This window comes from Stieleria tagensis (assembly GCF_024129865.1).
GTDB lineage: Bacteria > Planctomycetota > Planctomycetia > Pirellulales > Pirellulaceae > Stieleria > Stieleria tagensis.
This window is the reverse complement of the sequence record NZ_JAMYFE010000094.1, coordinates 1-19,894: the sequence shown is the minus strand read 5'-3', so window position 1 is coordinate 19,894 and position 19,894 is coordinate 1. Positions and strand designations below refer to the sequence as shown.

The 19,894-nt window shown below is 55.0% G+C and carries 23 protein-coding genes and 1 tRNA gene; 10 read left to right on the top strand and 14 right to left on the bottom strand.

Going from position 1 to position 19,894, the window contains the following annotated elements:
- Positions 1–215: 215 nt before the first annotated feature.
- Both NHH03_RS21105 and NHH03_RS21100 read right to left on the bottom strand, forming a co-directional pair.
- Positions 216–1,703 carry a sulfatase family protein gene (locus tag NHH03_RS21105; RefSeq protein ID WP_261364388.1) on the bottom strand — a complete coding sequence of 496 codons (1,488 nt, stop codon included), beginning with the start codon at positions 1,701–1,703 and terminating at the stop codon, positions 216–218.
- A gap of 143 nt (positions 1,704–1,846) precedes the next feature.
- Positions 1,847–2,827 (bottom strand): hypothetical protein, encoded by a 981-nt coding sequence (locus NHH03_RS21100; RefSeq protein WP_253159360.1) that lies wholly within the window; start codon positions 2,825–2,827, stop codon positions 1,847–1,849.
- A 44-nt stretch (positions 2,828–2,871) separates the two neighbouring features.
- Here NHH03_RS21100 and NHH03_RS21095 point away from each other — a divergent pair, with 44 nt between their 5' ends.
- Positions 2,872–3,582 (top strand): ABC transporter ATP-binding protein, encoded by a 711-nt coding sequence (locus NHH03_RS21095; RefSeq protein WP_253159358.1) that lies wholly within the window; start codon positions 2,872–2,874, stop codon positions 3,580–3,582.
- Between the two features lie 100 nt (positions 3,583–3,682).
- Positions 3,683–6,904, top strand: a complete 3,222-nt coding sequence (locus tag NHH03_RS21090; protein ID WP_253159356.1) for a dockerin type I domain-containing protein — start codon at positions 3,683–3,685, stop codon at positions 6,902–6,904.
- On the opposite strand, the gene NHH03_RS21085 is transcribed toward NHH03_RS21090, so the two are convergent.
- Positions 6,901–8,649 (bottom strand): DEAD/DEAH box helicase, encoded by a 1,749-nt coding sequence (locus NHH03_RS21085; protein WP_390895603.1) that lies wholly within the window; start codon positions 8,647–8,649, stop codon positions 6,901–6,903. The two genes, NHH03_RS21090 and NHH03_RS21085, sit on opposite strands and share 4 nt — an antisense overlap.
- A complete protein-coding gene (locus tag NHH03_RS21080) occupies positions 8,649–9,206 on the bottom strand; it encodes a hypothetical protein (protein WP_253159354.1) in 558 nt (185 codons plus the stop codon). Before NHH03_RS21080 ends, NHH03_RS21085 begins: the two co-directional genes overlap by 1 nt.
- Positions 9,207–9,306: 100 nt before the next feature.
- On the opposite strand from NHH03_RS21080, the gene NHH03_RS21075 reads away from it, so the two are divergent.
- The 3 genes from NHH03_RS21075 to NHH03_RS21065 all read left to right on the top strand — a co-directional run bounded on the left by NHH03_RS21075 (position 9,307) and on the right by NHH03_RS21065 (position 10,143).
- Positions 9,307–9,519, top strand: coding sequence for a hypothetical protein (locus NHH03_RS21075; RefSeq protein WP_253159352.1), 213 nt, complete (start codon positions 9,307–9,309; stop codon positions 9,517–9,519).
- 19 nt (positions 9,520–9,538) lie between these two features.
- Positions 9,539–9,997, top strand: coding sequence for a hypothetical protein (locus NHH03_RS21070; protein WP_253159350.1), 459 nt, complete (start codon positions 9,539–9,541; stop codon positions 9,995–9,997).
- A gap of 72 nt (positions 9,998–10,069) precedes the next feature.
- Positions 10,070–10,143 (top strand) — tRNA-Pro (locus tag NHH03_RS21065).
- Between the two features lie 698 nt (positions 10,144–10,841).
- Here NHH03_RS21065 and NHH03_RS28435 read toward each other — a convergent pair.
- The 9 genes from NHH03_RS28435 to NHH03_RS21030 all read right to left on the bottom strand — a co-directional run bounded on the left by NHH03_RS28435 (position 10,842) and on the right by NHH03_RS21030 (position 16,321).
- A complete protein-coding gene (locus NHH03_RS28435) occupies positions 10,842–11,264 on the bottom strand; it encodes a phage terminase large subunit family protein (protein WP_390895605.1) in 423 nt (140 codons plus the stop codon).
- Positions 11,261–11,437 carry a hypothetical protein gene (locus NHH03_RS21060; RefSeq protein ID WP_253159348.1) on the bottom strand — a complete coding sequence of 59 codons (177 nt, stop codon included), beginning with the start codon at positions 11,435–11,437 and terminating at the stop codon, positions 11,261–11,263. The genes NHH03_RS28435 and NHH03_RS21060 overlap by 4 nt, the downstream gene beginning before the upstream one ends.
- Before the next feature lie 31 nt (positions 11,438–11,468).
- The gene (locus NHH03_RS21055) at positions 11,469–11,672 is read right to left on the bottom strand and encodes a hypothetical protein (protein ID WP_253159346.1); all 204 of its coding nucleotides are present in this window, start codon (positions 11,670–11,672) and stop codon (positions 11,469–11,471) included.
- 88 nt (positions 11,673–11,760) lie between these two features.
- Positions 11,761–11,916: a helix-turn-helix domain-containing protein gene (locus NHH03_RS28430; protein ID WP_390895604.1), complete on the bottom strand. Its 156-nt coding sequence runs from the start codon at positions 11,914–11,916 to the stop codon at positions 11,761–11,763.
- 311 nt (positions 11,917–12,227) lie between these two features.
- Entirely contained in the window at positions 12,228–13,160 is a 933-nt protein-coding gene (locus tag NHH03_RS21050) for a restriction endonuclease (protein WP_315861478.1), read from the bottom strand.
- 116 nt (positions 13,161–13,276) lie between these two features.
- On the bottom strand, positions 13,277–14,122 hold the full coding sequence (locus NHH03_RS21045) for an SHD1 domain-containing protein (protein ID WP_253159342.1): 846 nt from the start codon (positions 14,120–14,122) through the stop codon (positions 13,277–13,279).
- 321 nt (positions 14,123–14,443) lie between these two features.
- Positions 14,444–14,917, bottom strand: a complete 474-nt coding sequence (locus tag NHH03_RS21040; RefSeq protein ID WP_253159340.1) for a hypothetical protein — start codon at positions 14,915–14,917, stop codon at positions 14,444–14,446.
- A gap of 10 nt (positions 14,918–14,927) precedes the next feature.
- Entirely contained in the window at positions 14,928–15,599 is a 672-nt protein-coding gene (locus NHH03_RS21035) for a hypothetical protein (RefSeq protein WP_253159338.1), read from the bottom strand.
- Between the two features lie 314 nt (positions 15,600–15,913).
- Positions 15,914–16,321 (bottom strand): hypothetical protein, encoded by a 408-nt coding sequence (locus tag NHH03_RS21030; RefSeq protein ID WP_253159336.1) that lies wholly within the window; start codon positions 16,319–16,321, stop codon positions 15,914–15,916.
- Between the two features lie 354 nt (positions 16,322–16,675).
- On the opposite strand from NHH03_RS21030, the gene NHH03_RS21025 reads away from it, so the two are divergent.
- The 5 genes from NHH03_RS21025 to NHH03_RS21010 all read left to right on the top strand — a co-directional run bounded on the left by NHH03_RS21025 (position 16,676) and on the right by NHH03_RS21010 (position 19,239).
- Positions 16,676–16,924: a hypothetical protein gene (locus tag NHH03_RS21025; protein ID WP_253159334.1), complete on the top strand. Its 249-nt coding sequence runs from the start codon at positions 16,676–16,678 to the stop codon at positions 16,922–16,924.
- Between the two features lie 206 nt (positions 16,925–17,130).
- Positions 17,131–17,517, top strand: coding sequence for a DUF2946 family protein (locus tag NHH03_RS28425; protein WP_390895602.1), 387 nt, complete (start codon positions 17,131–17,133; stop codon positions 17,515–17,517).
- A gap of 271 nt (positions 17,518–17,788) precedes the next feature.
- On the top strand, positions 17,789–18,142 hold the full coding sequence (locus NHH03_RS21020; RefSeq protein ID WP_253159332.1) for a class III signal peptide-containing protein: 354 nt from the start codon (positions 17,789–17,791) through the stop codon (positions 18,140–18,142).
- Between the two features lie 90 nt (positions 18,143–18,232).
- Entirely contained in the window at positions 18,233–18,829 is a 597-nt protein-coding gene (locus tag NHH03_RS21015; RefSeq protein WP_261364387.1) for a MerC domain-containing protein, read from the top strand.
- A complete protein-coding gene (locus tag NHH03_RS21010; RefSeq protein ID WP_253159330.1) occupies positions 18,826–19,239 on the top strand; it encodes a hypothetical protein in 414 nt (137 codons plus the stop codon). Before NHH03_RS21015 ends, NHH03_RS21010 begins: the two co-directional genes overlap by 4 nt.
- Before the next feature lie 11 nt (positions 19,240–19,250).
- Here the strand turns inward: NHH03_RS21010 and NHH03_RS21005 are convergent.
- Positions 19,251–19,894: glycoside hydrolase family 95-like protein (locus NHH03_RS21005; RefSeq protein ID WP_390895601.1), on the bottom strand; the 644-nt coding region annotated here is incomplete at its 5' end.

The window sequence follows — 19,894 nt, the reverse complement described above, 5'->3', positions numbered from 1 at the left end:
CACGGATTGAAACTTGAAACGTTTGAAGTTGCGCTTTCGCATAGGGCATTGGTTTTTGGTAAGCGCGACGCGTCCGTTTTGAAGCCAGCGTATTCTAAAGCCCGGCGGGCGACACAATGATGCAACGCTGTGTGAGACCATGTGCCGCCCTCAGAGGCTAGGAATATAATCCCTCGTATTCCGTGTATCGTCCTCCGATCCTGGTGAAACAGCGTTTAGTACTTGCCGTTGGTGCCAAACATCTGCTTTTTTGATGGTCGAGGTCTGACTCGGACGCTGTGGTCCGGTTCGCCGGTCTCTCGGTCAAATTCATCCGGGGTGCGACGCGAGGGGACATAATCGTTTGTCATCGCGGTCCAACGATCGAGCGCTTTTGCCAGGCGTTGTTTCACCGATTCGAAAGCAGGATCGTTGATTCGATTATTCAATTCGCCGGGATCGTGTTGCAGATCATACAGTTCCCATTTGGCTCTCGGTGCGAGGAAGCAGGCTTGCTGCTCGGCGGTGAGTTCGCCGGCCTTTTGTAGCCGCAGCATGTCTTGCCAACTGAGTCCACGACCGGCGTCGGCCGATGGGGTTGGTGGTAGATCGAAGTAATCATTGCGGATCAGTTTAAAGCGTTGATTGACGACACAGCGGGCGTGGTCTTCGTAGTCATGCCAATGGTCTTCGGCGAATGCAAACGGGCGAATCATGACGCTGGGGTCTTTCAAGATTGGCAAGAAACTATGCCCCTCCGTTGTCATCGTCGACGACTCGTTGACCCCCGCCAGCTCCAAACAGGTTGCGGCGATGTCGACGGCGCTGACCAGGGAATCCGTTTGTCCCACCGCGACTCGGCCAGGCCAACGAACGATCCAAGGCGTGCGAATGCCACCGTCGTACAATGTTGTCTTGTCGCGTGGAAACGGGCGACCGTTGTCACTGATGAACAACACCATGGTGTTCTGGGACACTTGCTGTTGATCCAGCTTTTTCATTACCTTGCCGACATATTGATCTAGCCGCCCAATTTCGTCGTAGTACAACCGCAGATCTTCACGCACATCGGCTGTGTCGGGCAAATGCGGTGGGACGATCACGTCAGCACGGGTGTGCGGCGGATCGAGTGCCCCGTCGGTGTATTCTCGGTGTGGGTCCAAGGAGGCCAGCCACATGAAAAACGGTTTATCGCGAGGCCGTTCGTCGAGTGCCCGTTCCCAATCCTCGCAACCACTCGGCTGGGCCGCGATCATTCTTGCCGGGGCGCCGTCGGTTCCGGAGGGCAGCACAAAACCGGCGGTGGAGGCTTCGTAGATTCGATCAAAATGGTCGCGTACCGCATCACCCAAATGCCACTTTCCGGCTGCCGCGGTGTAATAACCGGCCTGCTTCAGTTGGCCGGCAAAGGTTTGGCTGTCCGCTGGCAGCGGCCAATGCAATTGCTCGGCACCCGTGTTGTGTGGGTACTTGCCGGTCAAAATACTCGAGCGAGACGGACTGCAAGAGTTGGTCGTTAAGTACGCATGATTGAAACGCAGGCCCTGATCGGCCAGTCGGTCGATGTTGGGGGTGCGAATCGCAGGGTGACCATAGGCTCCGCAGTCATCCCAGTTCATGTCATCGGCGATGATCAAAACCAGGTTGGGGCGATCGGCGGCCCAGGCAGGCGGGTTGGCGATCGTCAACAAAACCAAGCAGAATGGAAACAACCGGAACAGCATGATGGATTCAGCTCGTCAAGATTTCGGGCAAACAAGTCTGGGGTTTGGCGGACGATGGTACCAAATCCTATTGAGTCAACCGGCGTGGACGCTCCAATTCGACCTGCTTCTTGCGATTTCAAACACCTTCACAGAAACAACAGTCAACGCGATTCCGTCAACCTCTCGGCCAATCGCTGCAGTTGACTCGCCGTCAATCTTCGTCGTCCGGCTAGCTTCGTCGTCTCCTCGGCCCAGGGAATATCGGTCCCCGGTGGCAAATCAACGAGCGCCATTGCCAGTTCACTGGGAACACCCAGAAAGTTGAATTCATTGGCGTCGACATGGATCGACCGCGTTTCTTGAGTGCCCCAACGCGTTGCGCGAATGGGATGGTCGACAATTCGGTGCGATTCGGCTGTGTCATCGGAGACAGGTAACAGCAGCCAGCAATACAGCCAACCTTGACCCGTCGACCGGTCGAGGGCGACCAAGTGACGCGTCAAACACTTGCGATGCGTGCCATGCAGGGAGAACACCGAGGGGGCGTCGAAAACGACTGCGTCCTTCGTGCGTGCGACCTCACGCACGGATCGCAGTTGTTGCTCGTTGTGACTGAGCATTCGACGGGCGAAAAAACCAAGCTCGCCAGTTTGCTGGGCGACCGTATCCGACGATACAATCATGGTTCCGCGATTCGTCGCGACGCCGTAGCCAACTCCGACCTCGACCAATTCGTATTGGGGTTTGGCCGACGGTTGCGCTGCGTCAGGTGGTCTCGCGATAACCGTCGCCATCAACGTCAGCGAGCACGTCGTCGCCGCGTTACGGATCGATGCGTTGATGCTTTCGATCTCTCCACTGTCCAACTTCGGCGTCGCAATCAGCAACAACCGGTTCCATCGCGCTTTGCTGGATTCAACTTCGACTTGGGTGCCCGCGGGAATCACCGTCAGAATTTTTGTGGGCAGTGGTTCCTTTGACGCCGAATACTCAGACCCTGAATTCAGTGCGGCAGAATTCTGCGAGCGTGCACAATCGTCGCTCCCGAATGTCAGCACGAACATCGCTGCGATCAGGAACGCCAGATGGCGTGACCTGTTCGGCTGCTGTCTCGTCCCGTACAGCATTTCAATTCGATTCATTACAGTGTCTCTTTTGATCCCAACTGCCGACTGCTAGATTCTCTATGCCGACCACCACCAAGTCCACCGAATCAGCTGAACAGGTGGTGCCGTTGATCGAAGCACGCCAGCTTGGTCGTCACTACCGGTTGGGCGACGTCGACGCGATCGGTCGAGTTTCCTTTGAAATCGCACCTGCAGAACATATCGCGATCGTCGGGAAAAGCGGAAGCGGAAAAACGACTCTGTTGAATCTGATCGGTGCGCTTGATCGTCCCACCACAGGCCAGATTTGGTACCGCGGTCAGCTGCTCAACGAGAGTGTGGACCTGGATCGGCATCGTTCCAGGCACATCGGATTCGTTTTTCAGAACTATCATTTGTTGCCTCATTTGAATGCCAGCGAGAACATTCAAATCCCGATGTTTGAAAGTGACCTTGGTGCGTCTGAGAGACAATCGCGGGCCGAGGAGCTGTTGGTTTCGGTGGGACTATCGGGTCGCGGACGACACCTGCCGTCTCAGCTTTCGGGCGGTGAATGCCAGCGAGTCGCGATCGCTCGCGCGTTGGCCAATCGACCCGAATTGATTCTAGCCGACGAGCCCACCGGCGCGCTGGACACGGAATCCGGCGCGGCGATCTTGTCGTTGCTGGAGTCATTCAACCGACAACACGCAATCACGCTGGTGGTCGTCACCCACGACGAATCCGTCGCCGCACGCGCCGGTCGCCAACTGAGACTTAGCGACGGCAGGTTGGAATCTGGCCGGTCCTAACCAGGCAGCATCAGCGCGACGCCTGCAGCCCAGATCCCGAACGTGTACACTTGTTTTCCTCGTGCTACTCATTCTTTTCCTGATTTGACCGGCCGTTTTTATGAGCTCCACTCGTTTTCGCCCGGCATTGCAGCATTTGGAATCGCGACGTGTCTTGGCCACGCTCGTAGTGACAAGTGCCGATGATCGTGTTTTCGACGACGGCCAATTGACACTTCGCGAAGCGGTCATGGCAGCCAATCAAAACATCAGCGTTGACGGCAGTTTGGCCGGCAGTGCCGGAGCCGATGTGATTGAGTTTGCCCCCTCGTTGTCGGGACGCACGATCGACTTGGCGCTGGGGGAATTGTGGATCACTGAATCCTTGTCGATCGTCGGATCCGGCGCCGATCAGACCGTGATTGATGCGGGGAATCAATCTCGCGTGTTTGTCCTGAGCGACGATTCGGCGACACAACAATTTGAACTTTCCGCGATGACGCTGCAAAACGGCAATGCCCTGGCAGCATCCTCGGCCGCACCAGGCTTTGGCGGTAGCGTGCTGTTTGTGTCGTCAAACCGTTCTAGCCTGCTGGTCAGTGATCTGCTGGTTCAATCGAGTCGTGCGGACGTGGGCGGCGGATTGCATCTGGACAACACCATCACGCACATCGATGGCACGACGATCACCAACAACCAAGCCGCATTTGGTGGCGGAATTTCGATTCAGAATTCGTTGGTGACACTGACCAATACCACACTCACCGATAACCAGGCCAGCCAAGTGGGCGGTGGTTTGGATCATTTTTCGAATGATCCTGGTGGCCGATCTGTTGTCGATTTGGTGCACGTCACCATGGTCAATAACCAGGCCCCGACCGGGCGTAACATTCGCAGCGGTGGCGACGCCGGCGAGGCGGTTTTTCGGTTTGCCAATTCGATCATTTTTGGATCGTCAACGCAGCCCGAATTGTTAGCGGATGACTTTGGCGCGTCGACTTCGGTGGTCTCGCTCGGCGGCAATCTGGTCGACCATTCCGTCCGCCTGGACGACACGACTGTGCTCGATCGGCGTGTCTTGTCATTCGAACGAACCCCCGACACCCTGGATGATCATGGCGGACCGGTGCCGACGCTGGCAATGCATCCGCTTGATTTTGCAGTCGATTTGGGCCGCAACGATTTGGCGGTCGGACCGGGGCCGGATCGATTGATGGGAACCGCCGATGACCAAGCGATTCAAAGTGATCAACGTGGAGCGACGTTTTCCCGCGTGATCGATGCTGGCAGCGGAGTGCCAACGGTCGATGCAGGCGCGTTTGAAATTCAATCGCAGCGGTTCATTCCCCAGCAGTTGGTCGTTTCCAATACCGCTGACGTTCAGTTCCGGGATCAGCAACCCGACCTGAACGATTTGACATTACGTGAAGCGATTCAATTGTCCAATCTGAAACGGGGATCCAATTCGATTTCGTTTGCGGAATCGCTGCAGGGTGAAACGATCACACTTTCGAGTGGGCGGACGTTATACGTTTACGACGAACTGGATTTAGTTGGGCTGGGTGCGGATCGATTGACGATCGATGCGGACCAGCAAAACCGTCATTTTGTCTTCCAGGCAAATGAGGAGCTGGGGATCACATTCACCATTCAAGGTCTGCGACTGATCGGCGGCAACGCGCCGTCAGCGGGTGGTGCGATCTTTGCGTTTCGCAATCACTTGGTCGTCCGGGAAACGCATTTTGAAAATAACCGGTCACCCTATGCTGCCGGGGCTCTGTTCGTCCGGGCGATGACGGCGGATGTGGTCAATTCGTCGTTCGTATCCAATCGTTCGGCGACAAACGGTGGCGCGGTCGGTGTGCTCAATTCATCGATCACGATGACCGGCGTCACCGCCAGTGGAAATACGGCGGGTGAATCTGCCGGCGCCGTGCACACTCGGATCAGCAACCCCGACTTCGTGCGAGTCACTTCGATTCAAAATTCAACGTTCGTCGATAACGAGGCTCCCATCGGTGGCGACGTTGTTGTTCGTCCAGATTTCGGTCTGCAAGGAACCATCGAGTTGACCAGCAATATTTTTGCATCCTCAGTTGTGGGGACCCAATCAATCGTTAACGTCTTGGCCGACGCTGACCTGCCCGGACGAATCGTGTCGCATGGATCGAATCTGGTCATCGACGACTCACTCGCAGGCCTTAGCGCATTGGATCTTGGCAATACCGACCCTCGGTTGGCTGGGCGTCTGATTGGCACCAACGGATTGGCCGCCCACGCGCCGCTGCCAGACAGCCCGGCCATTGATGCCGCCGACGACACTCGGCTGCCACCCGATCAATTTGACCTGGACAATGACGGTGACCTTTCGGAACCGATTCCGATCGATGTGTTGGGGCAACCCAGAAGCGTGGCGTTGGCGGGGACCAGCGGCGGCAATCTCACTGACATCGGATCCTACGAAGTCAATCGCAACGTCACCGTCAGTTCTGCCAATGGACCGATCGGTCTGTTGTTAGATTCAGACAATGTGGTGATCACGGCGGCGAACGAAATCATCTTGGCGGTTGCCAGTGAACACGTAAACGCCATCACCCTCCGTGGCACTCACGGTGATGATGCGATGGAGTTGGCCGATTTGACGGGACGTCCGATTGATGCTGGAAATCTTCCGCCGATTACAGTGGATGCAAATGGCGGAAGTGACTCGATCGTTTTCTCGCGTACCTACGTCGATCCAAGCGAATCGCGAGTGACGTTCGGCGAAAATGTTCAGCCGACGCTGGACGATGAATTTGCACACGGTGTTCGCATCACACCACGGTTGCTGCGTTCGGCGCTTGTGAATCCGACTGTCGGTTTGGATTGGCGTGTCGATTCATCGGGCCCGCTGTCGACCCTGGATGGCTGGGAATATGTCGGTCATCAGTGGATCGACGGCAGCCTAGCCCGACGATTCCAAGCGGATGGAATCGAGATCCGCGTCTTGTATTCGCAGCTGTGGTCCAACCCGCTCGTCACTCAAGATGTCGATGGCAATAACGATGTGACGCCGCGTGACGCACTGATTGTGATCAACGCATTGGCCGGCCAATTCGTTTTTGATCCCGACACGCAAGAATTGAACGATCCGGCCGAGTTTGATTCGATTCCGGATTTTTTCTTCGACGTCAATCGTGACGGTCGCTTGACTCCGATCGATGCTCTGGGCGTGATCAACTATCTCGGCCAACAGCGCGCCGATGGAGAACCCGAGTCGATTCAATCTGATTTCTTAGATTCGATCAACCGCGAATCCGCCGATCGCGCTTTGGAACAGTTGGTGGCAATGGAATGGTTCTAAGCCACTTTTTTGCCACAGGGGGCGCGCAAATCAAACAGTCCAAAGATCTCTTCGCGGCTCAATCCCACCTTCTGTGTGGGGGTCTCGTTGCCTGAAAACAGCGTGTCGAACATTTCGCGTTTCTTGTCCAGCACGTCGTTGATGCGTTGCTCGATCGTCCCCATCGCCATCATCTTTGTCACCGTGACCGCGCCTTTGGCACCCAATCGGTGAGCACGGTTGATCGCTTGGTCTTCCACCGCCGGATTCCACCAGCGATCGAACAGGAACACGTATTCACAAAACTGTAGATTCAGTCCGACGCTGCCCGCACCGTAGCTCATCAGAATCACGTGACTATTGGGATCTTCTTTGAATTGGTCGATCACACCGTTGCGTTTCTTTTGCGGGATTTTTCCATGGTATTCCAGCGGTCCAAACGGCTGTAACGCGTCGCGAATCTTATCCAGACTTTTCACCCACTGGCTAAACACAATCGCTTTCTTGCCACTCGCGGCGACTTCTTCGATGTCAGCGACCAATCGCTCCAGTTTGCAACTGCTGCCGGTGACGGGATCAAAGTTGCAGATCTGTTTCAGCCGCAAAACCAATTCGAAAACGTGTTGAATCGTCAGCGATTGTTCCAGGTTTTCCAGGTGCACGACACCTTCTTTCTCTGCAGCTTCGTAGGTCGACCACTGCTCCGGTGTCAAATCTAATTCCGCGTCGCGGTATAGTTTTGGCGGCATGTCATCGAGCACCATGTCTTTGGTGCGTCGCAGGATATAGCCCCCGGCTTGTTTGGCGATTTGCGGCATCGGCATCCCGGGTTTTAAGTACCCCGGTGACAGGAATTCAAAGATGCCGACCAAGTCGTCCGGGCAGTTTTCGACCGGGGTTCCGGTCAACGCCCACGACCGGGTGCGGGGGATGCTGCGCACCACTTCACTCGTGGTGCTGGTGCGGTTTTTGATTCGCTGGGCCTCGTCCAAGACCACCAGGTCGAAATGCAGTCCGCCGTCGATCACCGTCGACTCGTCACGTTTCAGCAATTCATAGTTGGCCACTTTGACAGGGACCTGCGGAGAGCGCCACTGGAAGTCGCGTTTGGTCGAGTTGCCTTCGATGGCGACGATCGGAATCTCGGGCGCCCAAACACTGAACTCTCGCAGCCAGTTGGTGACCAGCGGTTTCGGGCACACTAGCAACACGCTGCGGACTTCGCCGCTGCACAGCAACATGCGAATCGTACTGATCGCCTGCATCGTTTTCCCCAATCCCATTTCATCGGCCAGGATGCCGGCGTAGCGGGGGAATAGAAACGCCATCCCGTCCAACTGGTACGGAAAGGGTTCGAACGGAAAATTCAGTTGGCCACTGCCGACCAGCAGGTCCAGCGGCGGTTGCAACAGGTAATACAGACGATCCTGCAGTTTGACGATGTCCGATGGCGGCTTGATTCGATTGTGTTTCTTGCCGACGCTCGGTTTACGAGGCTTTGGTTCGGCGTTGACCGCGCCGGGCGCCTGAGGCGGAATCCAACGGGCCGAGTCGGGAAACAGGAACCCCTGGGTTCGCGTGACAAACGGTTTCAGCCGGATCGGGATTGCCACGGGATCGATCGACGGCAACGGCAGCGAACAGGTTGTCAGATCGAACAGAGAATCGCTGGTCCACGAATTCAGCGGATCAATTTGCGCGACCAATTCGGACTTGCCCACAGCCGGACGCATCAGGTTGGGCCCGCGAGGCGAAAAGAAACTCATTAGGCGGCTTCCGGTCGCTGGCGAGCGAGTTGTGAATGGGCTTCCTTGATCGCTTCTCGAATCCGCTCGAACGGTTCCACGGCGTCCGGCAGATCTCGGTACTGGGATGCCAATCCGGCGACGCGTTCGCGCTGTTCCATCGGCACGATAAACGTGGCTCCGGCGACTTCGACCGTCTCCGATCCGGCCAGCATGTCCAGCGAGATCGGGCCCTCGTCGACCTCTGCGGCTTCGCGGATCAATGCCACCGGTGATTGGGTGAATGCTTCGACCGCCAAGCCTTCGATCTGGTCACAGCACAGCAACGTCAGCGGCGTGCGGCACTTGGAGATCAGCAGTTTGCCGATCACCTGGCCGACCAGGTGCGACCGCAGCGTCGGGCCGAATAGGATCTCGTGGGCTCGCGTGGGGCGGACCGGGAGCGTGCACTGGAATTCCAGCGGTCGTCCGCCGCGATCCAAAATCAGCAATCCTCCGGTCCAACCAGTTCGTTCATCTTCGACGACGGTGAAATAGCCGATGGTCGCATCGGTCGTTTCGGGCTTGTTTTCTGGCATTCGATCCTGAACCAACAACACAAATCGGGGACATCCCCGGCGACAGTACGCCAAGACGTCAGTTTCGGTGGTCGGTCATGAGCGATCGATTGGTGCGCCCATGACAATGATCACCTCCCCGATACCCTTCGGCGTTCTGGTCATGCCGACTTTAACGGTCGTGCCGCCCAGATCGCAGTTGGCTGAAATGAAGAAATTCCCAATCGCGCGATTTTTCCTGCAGAGCGGCGGGAATTTTGCCGGCGGCGTTCTAATTAATCGACAAGTGAAAATCTTGCGGGTTATACTCGGGGCTTATTCGCTACGTCGCTGATTCCAAGGATTGATTGCACATGTCGTCTTACGACCACGAACCTCTGTCGCCCGTTTTTCGCATCGATGTGACTGCGGAATCCGAAGCCGAGCCACGAAAGTCCAAGGATCAGGTTGCGATTGACCTGTTGCGTCACTTGGTCGCAGGCCAGCAGCAGCAAAATCAGTTGCTCGAGCAGTTGATTCAGCAAAATAACTCGGTCAACGAGCAGCGAGCCAACGAACTGCAGCAATGGAAGGACGCCAATCCCGATCTGGCGCGTTCCTGCCGGACGGCCGCCGAGACACTGAGTCGCGTTCAGACGCAATTTTTAGACAATTTGACGGAAGAAATTGTCGATAGCGAAGGTGGGTTGGAGGAAAGCGAGTTCATGTTGAACGAATTCGTCGACCGCTTCGGCCCGCGTCTAGCGCATTTGAACGGGGTTCTACAGGTTTTGGCCCAGCTGGGTAACGGTGAACCGGCCCAACGGAGCTAAGAAAAAAAACCTAGCCAAGTGAACCTTTCGCAAAACGGCTGACTCGGTTACTCTGTCGCCACAACGCCGTTTCGGGGCGTAGCTCAGCCTGGTAGAGCGTCTGGTTTGGGACCAGAAGGTCGCACGTTCGAATCGTGTCGCCCCGACTGTTTTTACGGTGTTTTGCTTGACTTCTTGACACCCATCCGGGAACTTACCGGGTATTTCTTCTCACCTTTCGCAAGTCTGAACGAAGGTGGCGAAAGAAGAATCACGGACGTTACCGCTATTTTCCGCTAACCGAATACGAGACGAAAGAGTCTAGTTATCAGCGGTGTTTCAGAGAGTGGCGAAAGATAAGAGCGTCAATCGACGCAGCCTCTGAAGCGAATCGCGAAAACCCTATTCGCGAATCTTGGGCACCAGTTGTTGCGGCAGTCCGCGAAGCACAGTAACGGATTCGGTTCGCTGGAACGTCAGTACATTCGGGGCGTTGTAGATTCTTCGATTCGGCAATCTGAGCAAGCAACTGCGACTGTCACCGAATACCCTTGCGATGAGATACGCGAAACTGCCACTACGCTAAAAGCAATTCACTGGCAGCCGACTGAAGCCCTGCTAGATCAGCCAGCAAGGGGCTTGCCACAGGGCAAGGTTCCAGCGAAGCCAAAGCCCCCAGTCGGTGCGCTGCCCTGGGAGTCTGACCCAGCGGAGGTTGATAGCGTCCGCGCGCTCGCCAGGGCGTTTATCGAGAGTGTTCAAGAGAATTCGATCCTCAAACGCGCCGACAACGTCCGCCGCGAAGTCGATCTTTTTCTTGACAGCCTGCCCGAAAGCACTGGCATCAATGCCGCATTTGAGTCACCTACGCTTGATGCGTACTTGCGGCGCGCAGGTGCTTTGCTGGTAGGTCCGGCTGCGTTTTTGAATTCAATGTCAGCATTGGCCACAAGCGGTCTTTGATCCCCTTGCGAAGTAGCGCTTCGGTCGGTGTTGCGATCAGCCCAACATCAGGATCAGAGTGTTGACTTGCAACATGCAGCCCTAGATTGATCTCAGTTTTGCCGACTCGCGAACAAGCACGAAAGAACACTCTGCGGACTTGCGGATTGTCCCACGCATCGCAGATGCCCTTCAGATAGGGGTAGCTAGCGCCGCCAAACGGGTCGCCCTTGTGATTTGTTCCGAAGTCATAGAGAAACTGCCAGCTCGAAAAGTCTCTTGGTCTGTCAAATGCCGCGAGTGTCGATAGCGACAACGGCAGAACGGGCTCAGCGTTGCAGATCATACTTGCCATGTTGCAGCGTCCTTGCCATCGATTTTTAGCGTGAGTTCATATCGTGTCGCGTCGTCGTCGATTGTCACGTCAAATGCTTCGCCGATGTCGGTTGCTTCGATGGTCTGCCCTACAATCGCGGCTGCTTTGGCTTTGATTCCCTTGATTGCGGTTTCTAGTTTCACGTCAAGTTCTTCGGTGAATCGATCCAATTCGTTACTTGGCGCGAAGCCAGCTTTGACCGTCTTTGGGCTTCGAATTGATCGCCCGCCAATCTGCAATCGCTTTCAGGTCATAAGCCCCTTGAACCTCGAAGCCTGGGCAGCCCTTCCCTCTCGACAAATGGACAGTCCGTTCTGCGGCATCGAAGTTTGCAGCGATTTCAGCGATGGTCGAAACTAGCCCTTCGATATCTTCCATTTTTGAGTTTTTCCAAACGCGGGCTGACTGCACGGCACCGCCAAAAGGACGCCCATTGCACCGTGCAGCCAGCTTCCGCGACGAACTGTCAGCTCGACAGAGGGCCGATCAAAGCTTCGATAGCGTCGCGACGAAAGCGAATTGAAGACCCAGCTTCCAGACCGGGCAATTTGCCGTTCGCGGCAAGTTTCCTAACAGTGGGCTCTGCCAATCTCAGAACTGACGCAACTTCGCGAGCCGTCATCAACAGTGGCTTGCTATCGATCAAACTGGCTGTATTTTCTGCTGCCTGGGCTTTCATTCTCGGCTTCTACCTTTCTGCTTCATTCGAGCAATCAACGCTCCAATGAAAGATAGTGCTCAGAACGCAAGATTAAATGCATGCTGTTACTATTCGCGCCCACAATCGCCGATAAAGTCGCCTCTGGTGGTGGTGGTCAGTCAAAAAAAATCGGTGTCAGTGTGTGCTCTTCGATGAGGTGCCCGCGATGGTGCCTCTGACCTTGGGAAGGAACCGTGAGGTTCATTTCAGGACTGAGTTTGTCCGTCTATCATTCAGTTGCTGGAATCTGAGTTGAATCGAACAGACATCTTTCCAGGGTTGCTTGCGACCTGCACCACAGTAACCGACAGCCCGTCTCCAAAAGTGGGCTCCGGCAATGCGCCCCGAGAGACCATCGCATCACGATGTGCAAAAAATTCGTGCTTTAGGCTCGCCTTTTCATACTGAAACTGTGAAAGGATCGATACGTTTTCAAGCATCAAACTACTTCGGGTACCATCATTTAAACTTAGCTCCCATCCGCTGAACTCAATGCTCTGGAATTGCAGGCGAATGAAGCAACTGCAGCCTGATAGGCTCGGGAACAGTCTTTTGAGGTTGGTTTTGTAATGTTCATTTGCAATGTCTTTGAGGTGGCTTGCATAGATGGAGTTCAGTAGCACTGCGACTTCTGCTGTCTCGCCTGAAGTATGCGTCGCAGACAAACCCAAGTTGGCTGGGAATGTCTGCAAGTCAATTAGCGAAACCAAAATATCACGACCGCAAATCGTGGCTTGTATGCAAAGATCTGTTCGATTCAGAAGGGCAACCCCGATCCGCAAAAACTCTGATGGCCAGTCAGTGATTTCAGCCTCTTCTAGGGTCTTGCAGTCAACTCGGTTGGCGGCAGCTTTAACGATCGCCGACTTTGTAAAGCCTGCGCTAGCGACCGCTACAATACGATCAACGGGTAGGCTCCTGTACTTTCCAATCAGTTGATCAATCCAAGTTACGTCGCCTTTTCGTTTGTGGTCTCTGCATTCAAGTGCTATCGCAATGTCTACTCCCGCCACAGAGCGTTTCAGCAGCCAGTCAATTTCTCGCTCATCGTTTGAGTCACGATCGATGACCATTGCAGACTCTGTGATCGTGGCTCCATCGGTATCCGACATTTGCGTGAAAATCAGTCCTATCAACTTTTGAAATTCGTTTGTTCGCTTGGGCACTTTTGTAACTCATCCAATTGTGAAACCGCTGTCAGACCAAAACTGAAAAACGGGATTTCGAAGCGTCCGACAGGACGTCAGTTCATCGCAGGTGCAAGCGATGCCACAAACCAAAGTCAAAAGTCGAACGAACGTTTCGCTTTCGTTCGCAGTATGGACTTCAGCAATTCTTTTGATTCGTCGCTAAGTCGATCGACCGGGACATCGGCTGTTGATCCGTCACGTTTTCTGATTTTGACGTGGTCATTCGTGAACGATAGAAACGCTGCTTCGACAGAATACTTACCGCTAGTCCAGTTGTGAAACTCGGGGCCTTGCTCATTGTCCCCAATCGCTGATTCTGCCGTCGTGCTGTTTGCGGCCGGCAAGTCGCGACGAATGCCTTCAAGGTATTCGTCGCGTTCCTCGATCACTGACGACACGTATTCTCGGTATTTTCGATCGCCTCGGTTTGTCAGCAGTGTCTGCACGTACCCTGCCACTGAGCCGACGATAATTCGTGCCCGCATTGGTTCAATGCTTTGGGATCGCCGCTTAAATGCCTCAGCCTTCTTATTGAAATCCCTCGCAAAGTCTCCCCACGCTGAGTCATTCTGAACGAGTCCGATTGCAATCGCCTTGTCTAGTTCTTTTAGCAGTTCGTCTGTTTCATTCGAGAACTGCCTTAACTTCGCGTATGAAGTCGGGGACGCTACCGGAACCGTTTTTAATGGTTGCTCAGTTGTCTCTGTCGCCGGAGCCGGGGCAGGATCAGGGCTCGAATCAACTGCTACTAGCTCGGGTTTCGGGACCGATGGTGCGCGAGCGGGCGCCGGTCGATTCGCTACTTTTTTGTCGGTTAGGATGTTAGCGCAAATGACACCAGCGACAAGCAGCACAACTACGCCGAGACATCCGCTTGCGCCGCCGCAACCATGACGAACCTCTAGTTCGTAAGGCTGACGGCAGTGCTTGCACTTCATGACCGTTCCGTCAGAAGTCTTTCTGTGATTGTTTTTCTTTCCGCAATGCGGGCAGGTCGCCGCTACAAGCCCCATATCGACTATGCCTCAAGTCGCTGAACTGTGCTAATTGATGACGAAGTTTAGCAGATGTCAGCGGCAAAGAGTCCACTGCTGGTATCCGACCTATGGGTTCAGCATCGCCTGCGAAGCTGCTAACCTTGCCCCATGAACATTCGATTCAACTGCCATTGCGGTGCCCGCCTCAAATGCTCCGTCAGGTCAATCGGAACTTCAAAGGTTTGCCCAGCTTGCAAGCAGCTAGCTGGCGTGCCTGTTCCGTCACCGGATCGCGTCAGAAGGTTCATCGGTGAAGTTGAACCAGCGTTGCCCGGGGAATCTTCTGAAGCGTATCTGAAGGCCGCGAGCAGCATTGTCGAGCGAGCCGAAACAGCGTTTGCCCTCGCTTCGGCTTCGGATTGTCGCATCGCGGTTGCAGGCCATCTCGACGACGCAGTTCGGGTGCTCAGAAACATTCGCGTCTTTCTGCCAGATGAACACGCTGACGAGAAGGCATCGAAGATGCTTCAATCGCTTGCCGCTAGCGCAAACTTCGGCGGTATCGGATGCCGAAAAAGCAAGCTTGCATCGTTCAGACGCTGGCAATCTGCGAACAGAACCATCGAAAACAGTCTGGCGCCGTTCATTGACGACTGCGTTCAGCGCGTCAAGTCGATGCTGAATCGATGTCAGTGATGCCAATGGTTGCGGCAGCCGACAACGCCCATCAATAGCGGCGCGGTAAAACCGTGCCAACGCTATCGCCTCACTTCGCCCAGACGCAAGCGACCGGTTTTCCATCAATCTTGCACCGACACTTTGTTGCTGTGAACGTGCCGAGAAACAACCCTTTTAAATATTCGTGACGAACAGAGTACAGTTGCTGCGAATTCGTCGTGCGCCCAACAGCACCCCAACGCCGCTGGTGAAATTTGAGTTGCCCTGTGAATTCAAGCAGGTCGCCGGGGTCAATCGCGGCCGCTTCGGCTTTGCTAATCGCGAGTTCAAGCCTTTCGCTTCGGTTCAAGATCAGCGGCCATGACATCGACCGCTTTGGTTGTGACCCGAATTCAGGCTCGGTGCTGATCGACGCAACGCCATCCCTGAACTGAACGTCCTTGACTTTTGCTTTGATCAGGATCGCCGAGCCGTCGAACTTTTTTGCAATCGCAGAAATCAGTTCATCCCTCTGAATGTCGGTTGCAATTGTCGTCTTGCCGGGCTGGTAGCTTGCCCCGAGTTTCTGAATGGAGTTGAGCCATTTTCTAACAGGCACTGCGTCATTCGCTTCACCGGCGACTGGTTCAGCGGCGCCCGCAAGACGGATTGAGTCAGAATCGAGCAAGCCGGGGATGAGAATCAGCAGAAAGGCAAGGAATGGGTGTCGCACTGTGGATAGTTCCTGAGGGTCGATCGGTACTAGATTCATTGCCGCCATGTTGCAGAATGCTAGCCAGGGGGACAGGCCAGATCGGTGAATCATGCGTGAAGTTTTGACGCGACCGCGACAGCCCAACGAAAAAACCGCACACAGCAAAGCCGCGCGGTCTTGAATCAGCCGCGTTCGATAGATCGATCAGCTAGCCGCTTTTTGTGGTTCCCCAGCGCGGCGAACGCTGGGGCGTGTTTTAAAGAGATCAATCGCGACTGATCGCGAAATATCTTGCCAGGAATCGGCGCCCGGATTCGGACTGCCCGAATGCATCTGGCTGACCTGACGCCTTCACGTATTCGCGGAGTCTCAAAGTCAGCTCAGCGTAAAGCGGTACATCTCCAGCAGACTCTTTGCTTACCGACGCCATATACCACGGCATTGCGGCGAAGGATATCTACGAATATTGCATGAGCTTCTACGCTTGATCTTCGAATTAAGAGTTCTGGATTTGGAGTGTCATCTTTACGAGGTTGAAGATGACGCTCCATCCGCTTCCTGAGATCTCGTATTCCTTGCCGCAAGCGATCATTCTTTTCACGTAGAATATCAAGCCGGTGTATTTGCTCTTCAATCTCTGGATCTATCACCGGTGGAGTCAGCAACAAATGTATTTCTGGCACGCCGTGAACTTTTTGATGACCAGGCATGGACGCGTGAACACGCCAAATTTCTTGGATTGCATTTGCACTTTGTGAAAACGCCAACATGACCAAAACCGAAGACATGTAGATCATTCGTCGACCTCATTTGCAAGTCGAAGTTTCTTTTAGGATAACACCGGAACTTACGGTGTGTTTCGCAATCAGTAACTGTTCACGGTTCGACGCGTACGTTGAGTCAGCTGAATTGTACTGATGAACCATTTTTGCCAGCGGAGAACAAGGGTGGCGGACGCTCGCTGCGAAAAAAGTGCTCGAGCGAACTTCGCAAGACGTCAAGTAGCGATTTGTCGTGTTCTGAACACGTCGCCATTACAGTCCAGATCCGTTCGAGCCAACGTTGACCGCCTTCACTCTTGCTGCCCTGGGTCACCTTGCGATCAATCACCCAACTCGTCGCGTCGATGAATGACACTAAACATGTCCCGGATCTCATCGATGTTCGATGGTTTCGGTGCGGCTTGCAATTTCGATCTGCTCGATAGTGGACACTGGGCTCTCGGTGTCGTTCGTCACTGGGCCACCACAGCACGGGCACTGCTCGTAGGCATACCGCGTCAACCAATCCAGTTCCTCTTCGCGAACTGCTGGTCGGATCGTCCGCTGATGGCCTTTCTGGCCGCCCTTTTTGCGTTTGCCGAGGAGATCTTCAAGGCCGGTTGGGTTTGACGATGTCCGAGGATTGCCGCTTGGAACTATTGGTAGAGTTCTTCATCGCCATCCCGATGCGCTTGTCATGACGTTTGCAAACACTTCTGAAAAGTTCTTCTCGTTTCGTCGTGGGCAATTGACGAACCAATGCGGCTGCGTCATCGTAATGCACTCAACAGTCTCTTGGTCGGACGACTCCAACATTCTCATACCGCCTGTTCCCAGTGCGATTCATCCGACCAGTTCTTGCTGCCATCCTCTGCGTAGTTGCTGCCCTTGGGCACGCACCGGCGTGGCTACATGTTGCGGGTTGCCACGACTGTGCGCCAATCGCGGCTGAGCCGGATTCGAGCTGCGGCAATAGTTGTTGTCTTCACCACCACGGAGCCGACGAGTCCAAGCGAGACGGAGAGTCTCCAGAGGTACCGCACGATTCGGATTCCTGTGCGGTCTGCCAATCGCTTGCTTGTCCAGTCGGGGTTGGCTGGACTTCCGAACCGCCATCAGTTTTCGACGCCGCTCCCGAAAGTGCTGTCGTTCACTCGTCTCGCGTCCTCCACGAACTCTGGCTAGCTTCTTCGCGCCCACGTGGACCGCCCTGCTGGGCTTGAGCTGCGCTTTCTGCCTGGGCTCGTGTGCCCATGCTCTGTGGCGATAGCTCTCTATTTCGTCCCGCCGTGCGCTGAGCTGACCGGTTGCAGGTCCCGTCACCGACGATCAGGTGCGCCGCGCGCGTGGGGCTCCTATTGTTCGTTTCAGCATTCTCGCTGGACGCAGATGACGCTGCGCATGGGGACTAGCAATTCATGCTTACTGCGATCGCGCTCCGCGCCCGATCTTCCTTCCAATCAAAATCAATCTACTTTCTTCAAACTACGAAAAATGAATCCTCAAACACTACGTTCATGTAAAAAAGGCCAAGGCTTGGTCGAGTATGGGCTGATCATCGCCGGTGTCGCATTGATATGTGCCGCAGCCGTTTCGACTTTTGGTCACAAGACCAGTGATTTGATCGCAGCGGTGGCCGCTGTTCTGCCGGGGGCTCACGCCGATGACAACGGTCCGATCGTGGCTGGAAAGCTAATCGAGACGACCGCGGCAAACTCCGGAGCTATTGCGTTGGATGCCGTGACGATCGCGGCAAACACCGATACGGGACGACTGGACAATAACGTCTTCGGCACGGCGACCGCTGCGGGTGGAGACGGTTTTGGTGGCTTGGTCTTGGAACCATAACCACCACTCGTTTCCAAAACGTCTTTGATACCAATCGTCGTCACGGAGGATGGCGATTGTTTGCCCACGAAAACAGATGAACGCTCCCCTATGTCAAACAACCAACTCGATACGATCAACTTTCCAGTCGCTACACCTCTGCGGGATGCTGCCCGCTCCTCTTGGCGAGACTTCCTTGGGGTTACTGCATCGATCGCGTGCGCAATTCACTGTGCCGTGATGCCGATCGCTATTGGGTATCTACCGCTATTGGGACTCGAATTCCTGGCACACGAATCATTCCACCAGTGGATGGTTCTGATTTGCTTTGGAATCGCGATATACGCGTTCGTACCGGGGTGGCGGAGGCACCGGAGGGTACTACCGGCAGCTGTTGGTGTTTTCGGTCTCTCTGTCATCGCGGCGTCCGCGTTTTTCTTCACTGATAGTTGCTGCGCAGCGGGCGCGGAGTCGGGCATCGCGACTACCCATGTATGCACCGAGTCATGCTGCCTTCATTCTGTCGACGCAGCCCCTGGGTCGGATCAATTGTCGGTGGCTGTAAGCCCGTTACAACTGCTTGGCAATTATGCTTCTTGGTTGACACCATTCGGCGGGCTCATGCTCGTGGGAGCACACCTGCTTAATCATCGGTACACCTGTAGGCGCAGTTGCTGTGCAACTGATAGTCGCGAGACTAAATCATGAAACCACATGCGAAATTTCTGATCATTCCTCTGCTCGTAGTGCTATCTGCAATCAATGGTTGCTCCAGTCGCAATGATGAACCGGTCGCCGAAGCACCGTCACTGCCGACAATCAGAGGATCTGAGTTGCAGCGCTTCGTCACCGATACCGAACTTCCCGTCCTCGTTGAGTTTGGCGTGGACTATCAGTGCGAGCGCTGCCGTCAGATGAAACAGCCGGTGGTCGAGCTGGGCAAGCAGTTCGAGGGACGTGTGAAGGTCGTATTTCCCCAGCAAGCCATTCAACGGCTTGGTCCAGCTATCCCTGGTTCCGTGCCCAGTACGATTTCTGCTCAGTGGTTCGACCCGAATGTCCACAGAAGTGTGCTGCAAGGCTCTCGTCGAACTCGTCGGCCAGACAGTGGATCCTAATTTTCAGGCAATCACCGGACCGCTGTTGTACCTTCGTCACTCTCGCGTCCATCCGCCCGTACAGCGGTGACTTTGAACGTCATCTGGTCGACCTGTGTTAGATCGCAGGCTTTGTAGACGAAATGGGTGTCAGCAATTTCTGAAGCGATCAGCTCGTAGTTCGGGGCGTTGCCCACCGCGCGGTACAGTTTGTACGACGCTGCATCAGAACTGGCGGTCCAGGAGAGTTCGACCTGATTGATCGTGTTGTCGTTGCCAATTACCAAGTTTGATGGCGCAGCGACAGGAATGTAGGTCGGGATGTCCGTCACCACGTAGGCCAGGCCTTTTGAGGTTTCGATGCTGACTTGGTCCGTGCCCTTGGCTGTGAAGTCTACTGTCTGGCCCTCGGAGGTCTTGATGACGGCTTTCACGATGTTGGGGTACCTTAAGTCCAGGGTTCCGCCCGATTTTGACAGCACTTCTAGTCGGTCGGCTTGACCGCTTGACCACTGCGCAGAGACCTCGAAATTGCCTCGTGCCAGGAGACCGCGGTAGCGGCCCTGTGCCCAAGCCGCGGGCATCGCGTTTAATGGGGACACCACGTGGTCGTGACTTTGCAGCAGCATTTCCACGACTCCGGCCGTGGCACCGTATGAGGTGGCCTGGGTTTTGG

Coding starts and splice junctions, on each gene's coding strand:
- NHH03_RS21105 (WP_261364388.1), bottom strand. CDS start 1,703: ATGCTGTTCCGGTTGTTTCCATTCTGCTTGGTTTTGTTGACGATCGCC.
- NHH03_RS21100 (WP_253159360.1), bottom strand. CDS start 2,827: ATGAATCGAATTGAAATGCTGTACGGGACGAGACAGCAGCCGAACAGG.
- NHH03_RS21095 (WP_253159358.1), top strand. CDS start 2,872: ATGCCGACCACCACCAAGTCCACCGAATCAGCTGAACAGGTGGTGCCG.
- NHH03_RS21090 (WP_253159356.1), top strand. CDS start 3,683: ATGAGCTCCACTCGTTTTCGCCCGGCATTGCAGCATTTGGAATCGCGA.
- NHH03_RS21085 (WP_390895603.1), bottom strand. CDS start 8,649: ATGAGTTTCTTTTCGCCTCGCGGGCCCAACCTGATGCGTCCGGCTGTG.
- NHH03_RS21080 (WP_253159354.1), bottom strand. CDS start 9,206: ATGCCAGAAAACAAGCCCGAAACGACCGATGCGACCATCGGCTATTTC.
- NHH03_RS21075 (WP_253159352.1), top strand. CDS start 9,307: ATGACAATGATCACCTCCCCGATACCCTTCGGCGTTCTGGTCATGCCG.
- NHH03_RS21070 (WP_253159350.1), top strand. CDS start 9,539: ATGTCGTCTTACGACCACGAACCTCTGTCGCCCGTTTTTCGCATCGAT.
- NHH03_RS28435 (WP_390895605.1), bottom strand. CDS start 11,264: ATGATCTGCAACGCTGAGCCCGTTCTGCCGTTGTCGCTATCGACACTC.
- NHH03_RS21055 (WP_253159346.1), bottom strand. CDS start 11,672: ATGGAAGATATCGAAGGGCTAGTTTCGACCATCGCTGAAATCGCTGCA.
- NHH03_RS28430 (WP_390895604.1), bottom strand. CDS start 11,916: ATGACGGCTCGCGAAGTTGCGTCAGTTCTGAGATTGGCAGAGCCCACT.
- NHH03_RS21045 (WP_253159342.1), bottom strand. CDS start 14,122: ATGAAGTGCAAGCACTGCCGTCAGCCTTACGAACTAGAGGTTCGTCAT.
- NHH03_RS21035 (WP_253159338.1), bottom strand. CDS start 15,599: ATGGCGGCAATGAATCTAGTACCGATCGACCCTCAGGAACTATCCACA.
- NHH03_RS21030 (WP_253159336.1), bottom strand. CDS start 16,321: ATGTCTTCGGTTTTGGTCATGTTGGCGTTTTCACAAAGTGCAAATGCA.
- NHH03_RS21025 (WP_253159334.1), top strand. CDS start 16,676: ATGTCCCGGATCTCATCGATGTTCGATGGTTTCGGTGCGGCTTGCAAT.
- NHH03_RS21020 (WP_253159332.1), top strand. CDS start 17,789: ATGAATCCTCAAACACTACGTTCATGTAAAAAAGGCCAAGGCTTGGTC.
- NHH03_RS21015 (WP_261364387.1), top strand. CDS start 18,233: ATGTCAAACAACCAACTCGATACGATCAACTTTCCAGTCGCTACACCT.
- NHH03_RS21010 (WP_253159330.1), top strand. CDS start 18,826: ATGAAACCACATGCGAAATTTCTGATCATTCCTCTGCTCGTAGTGCTA.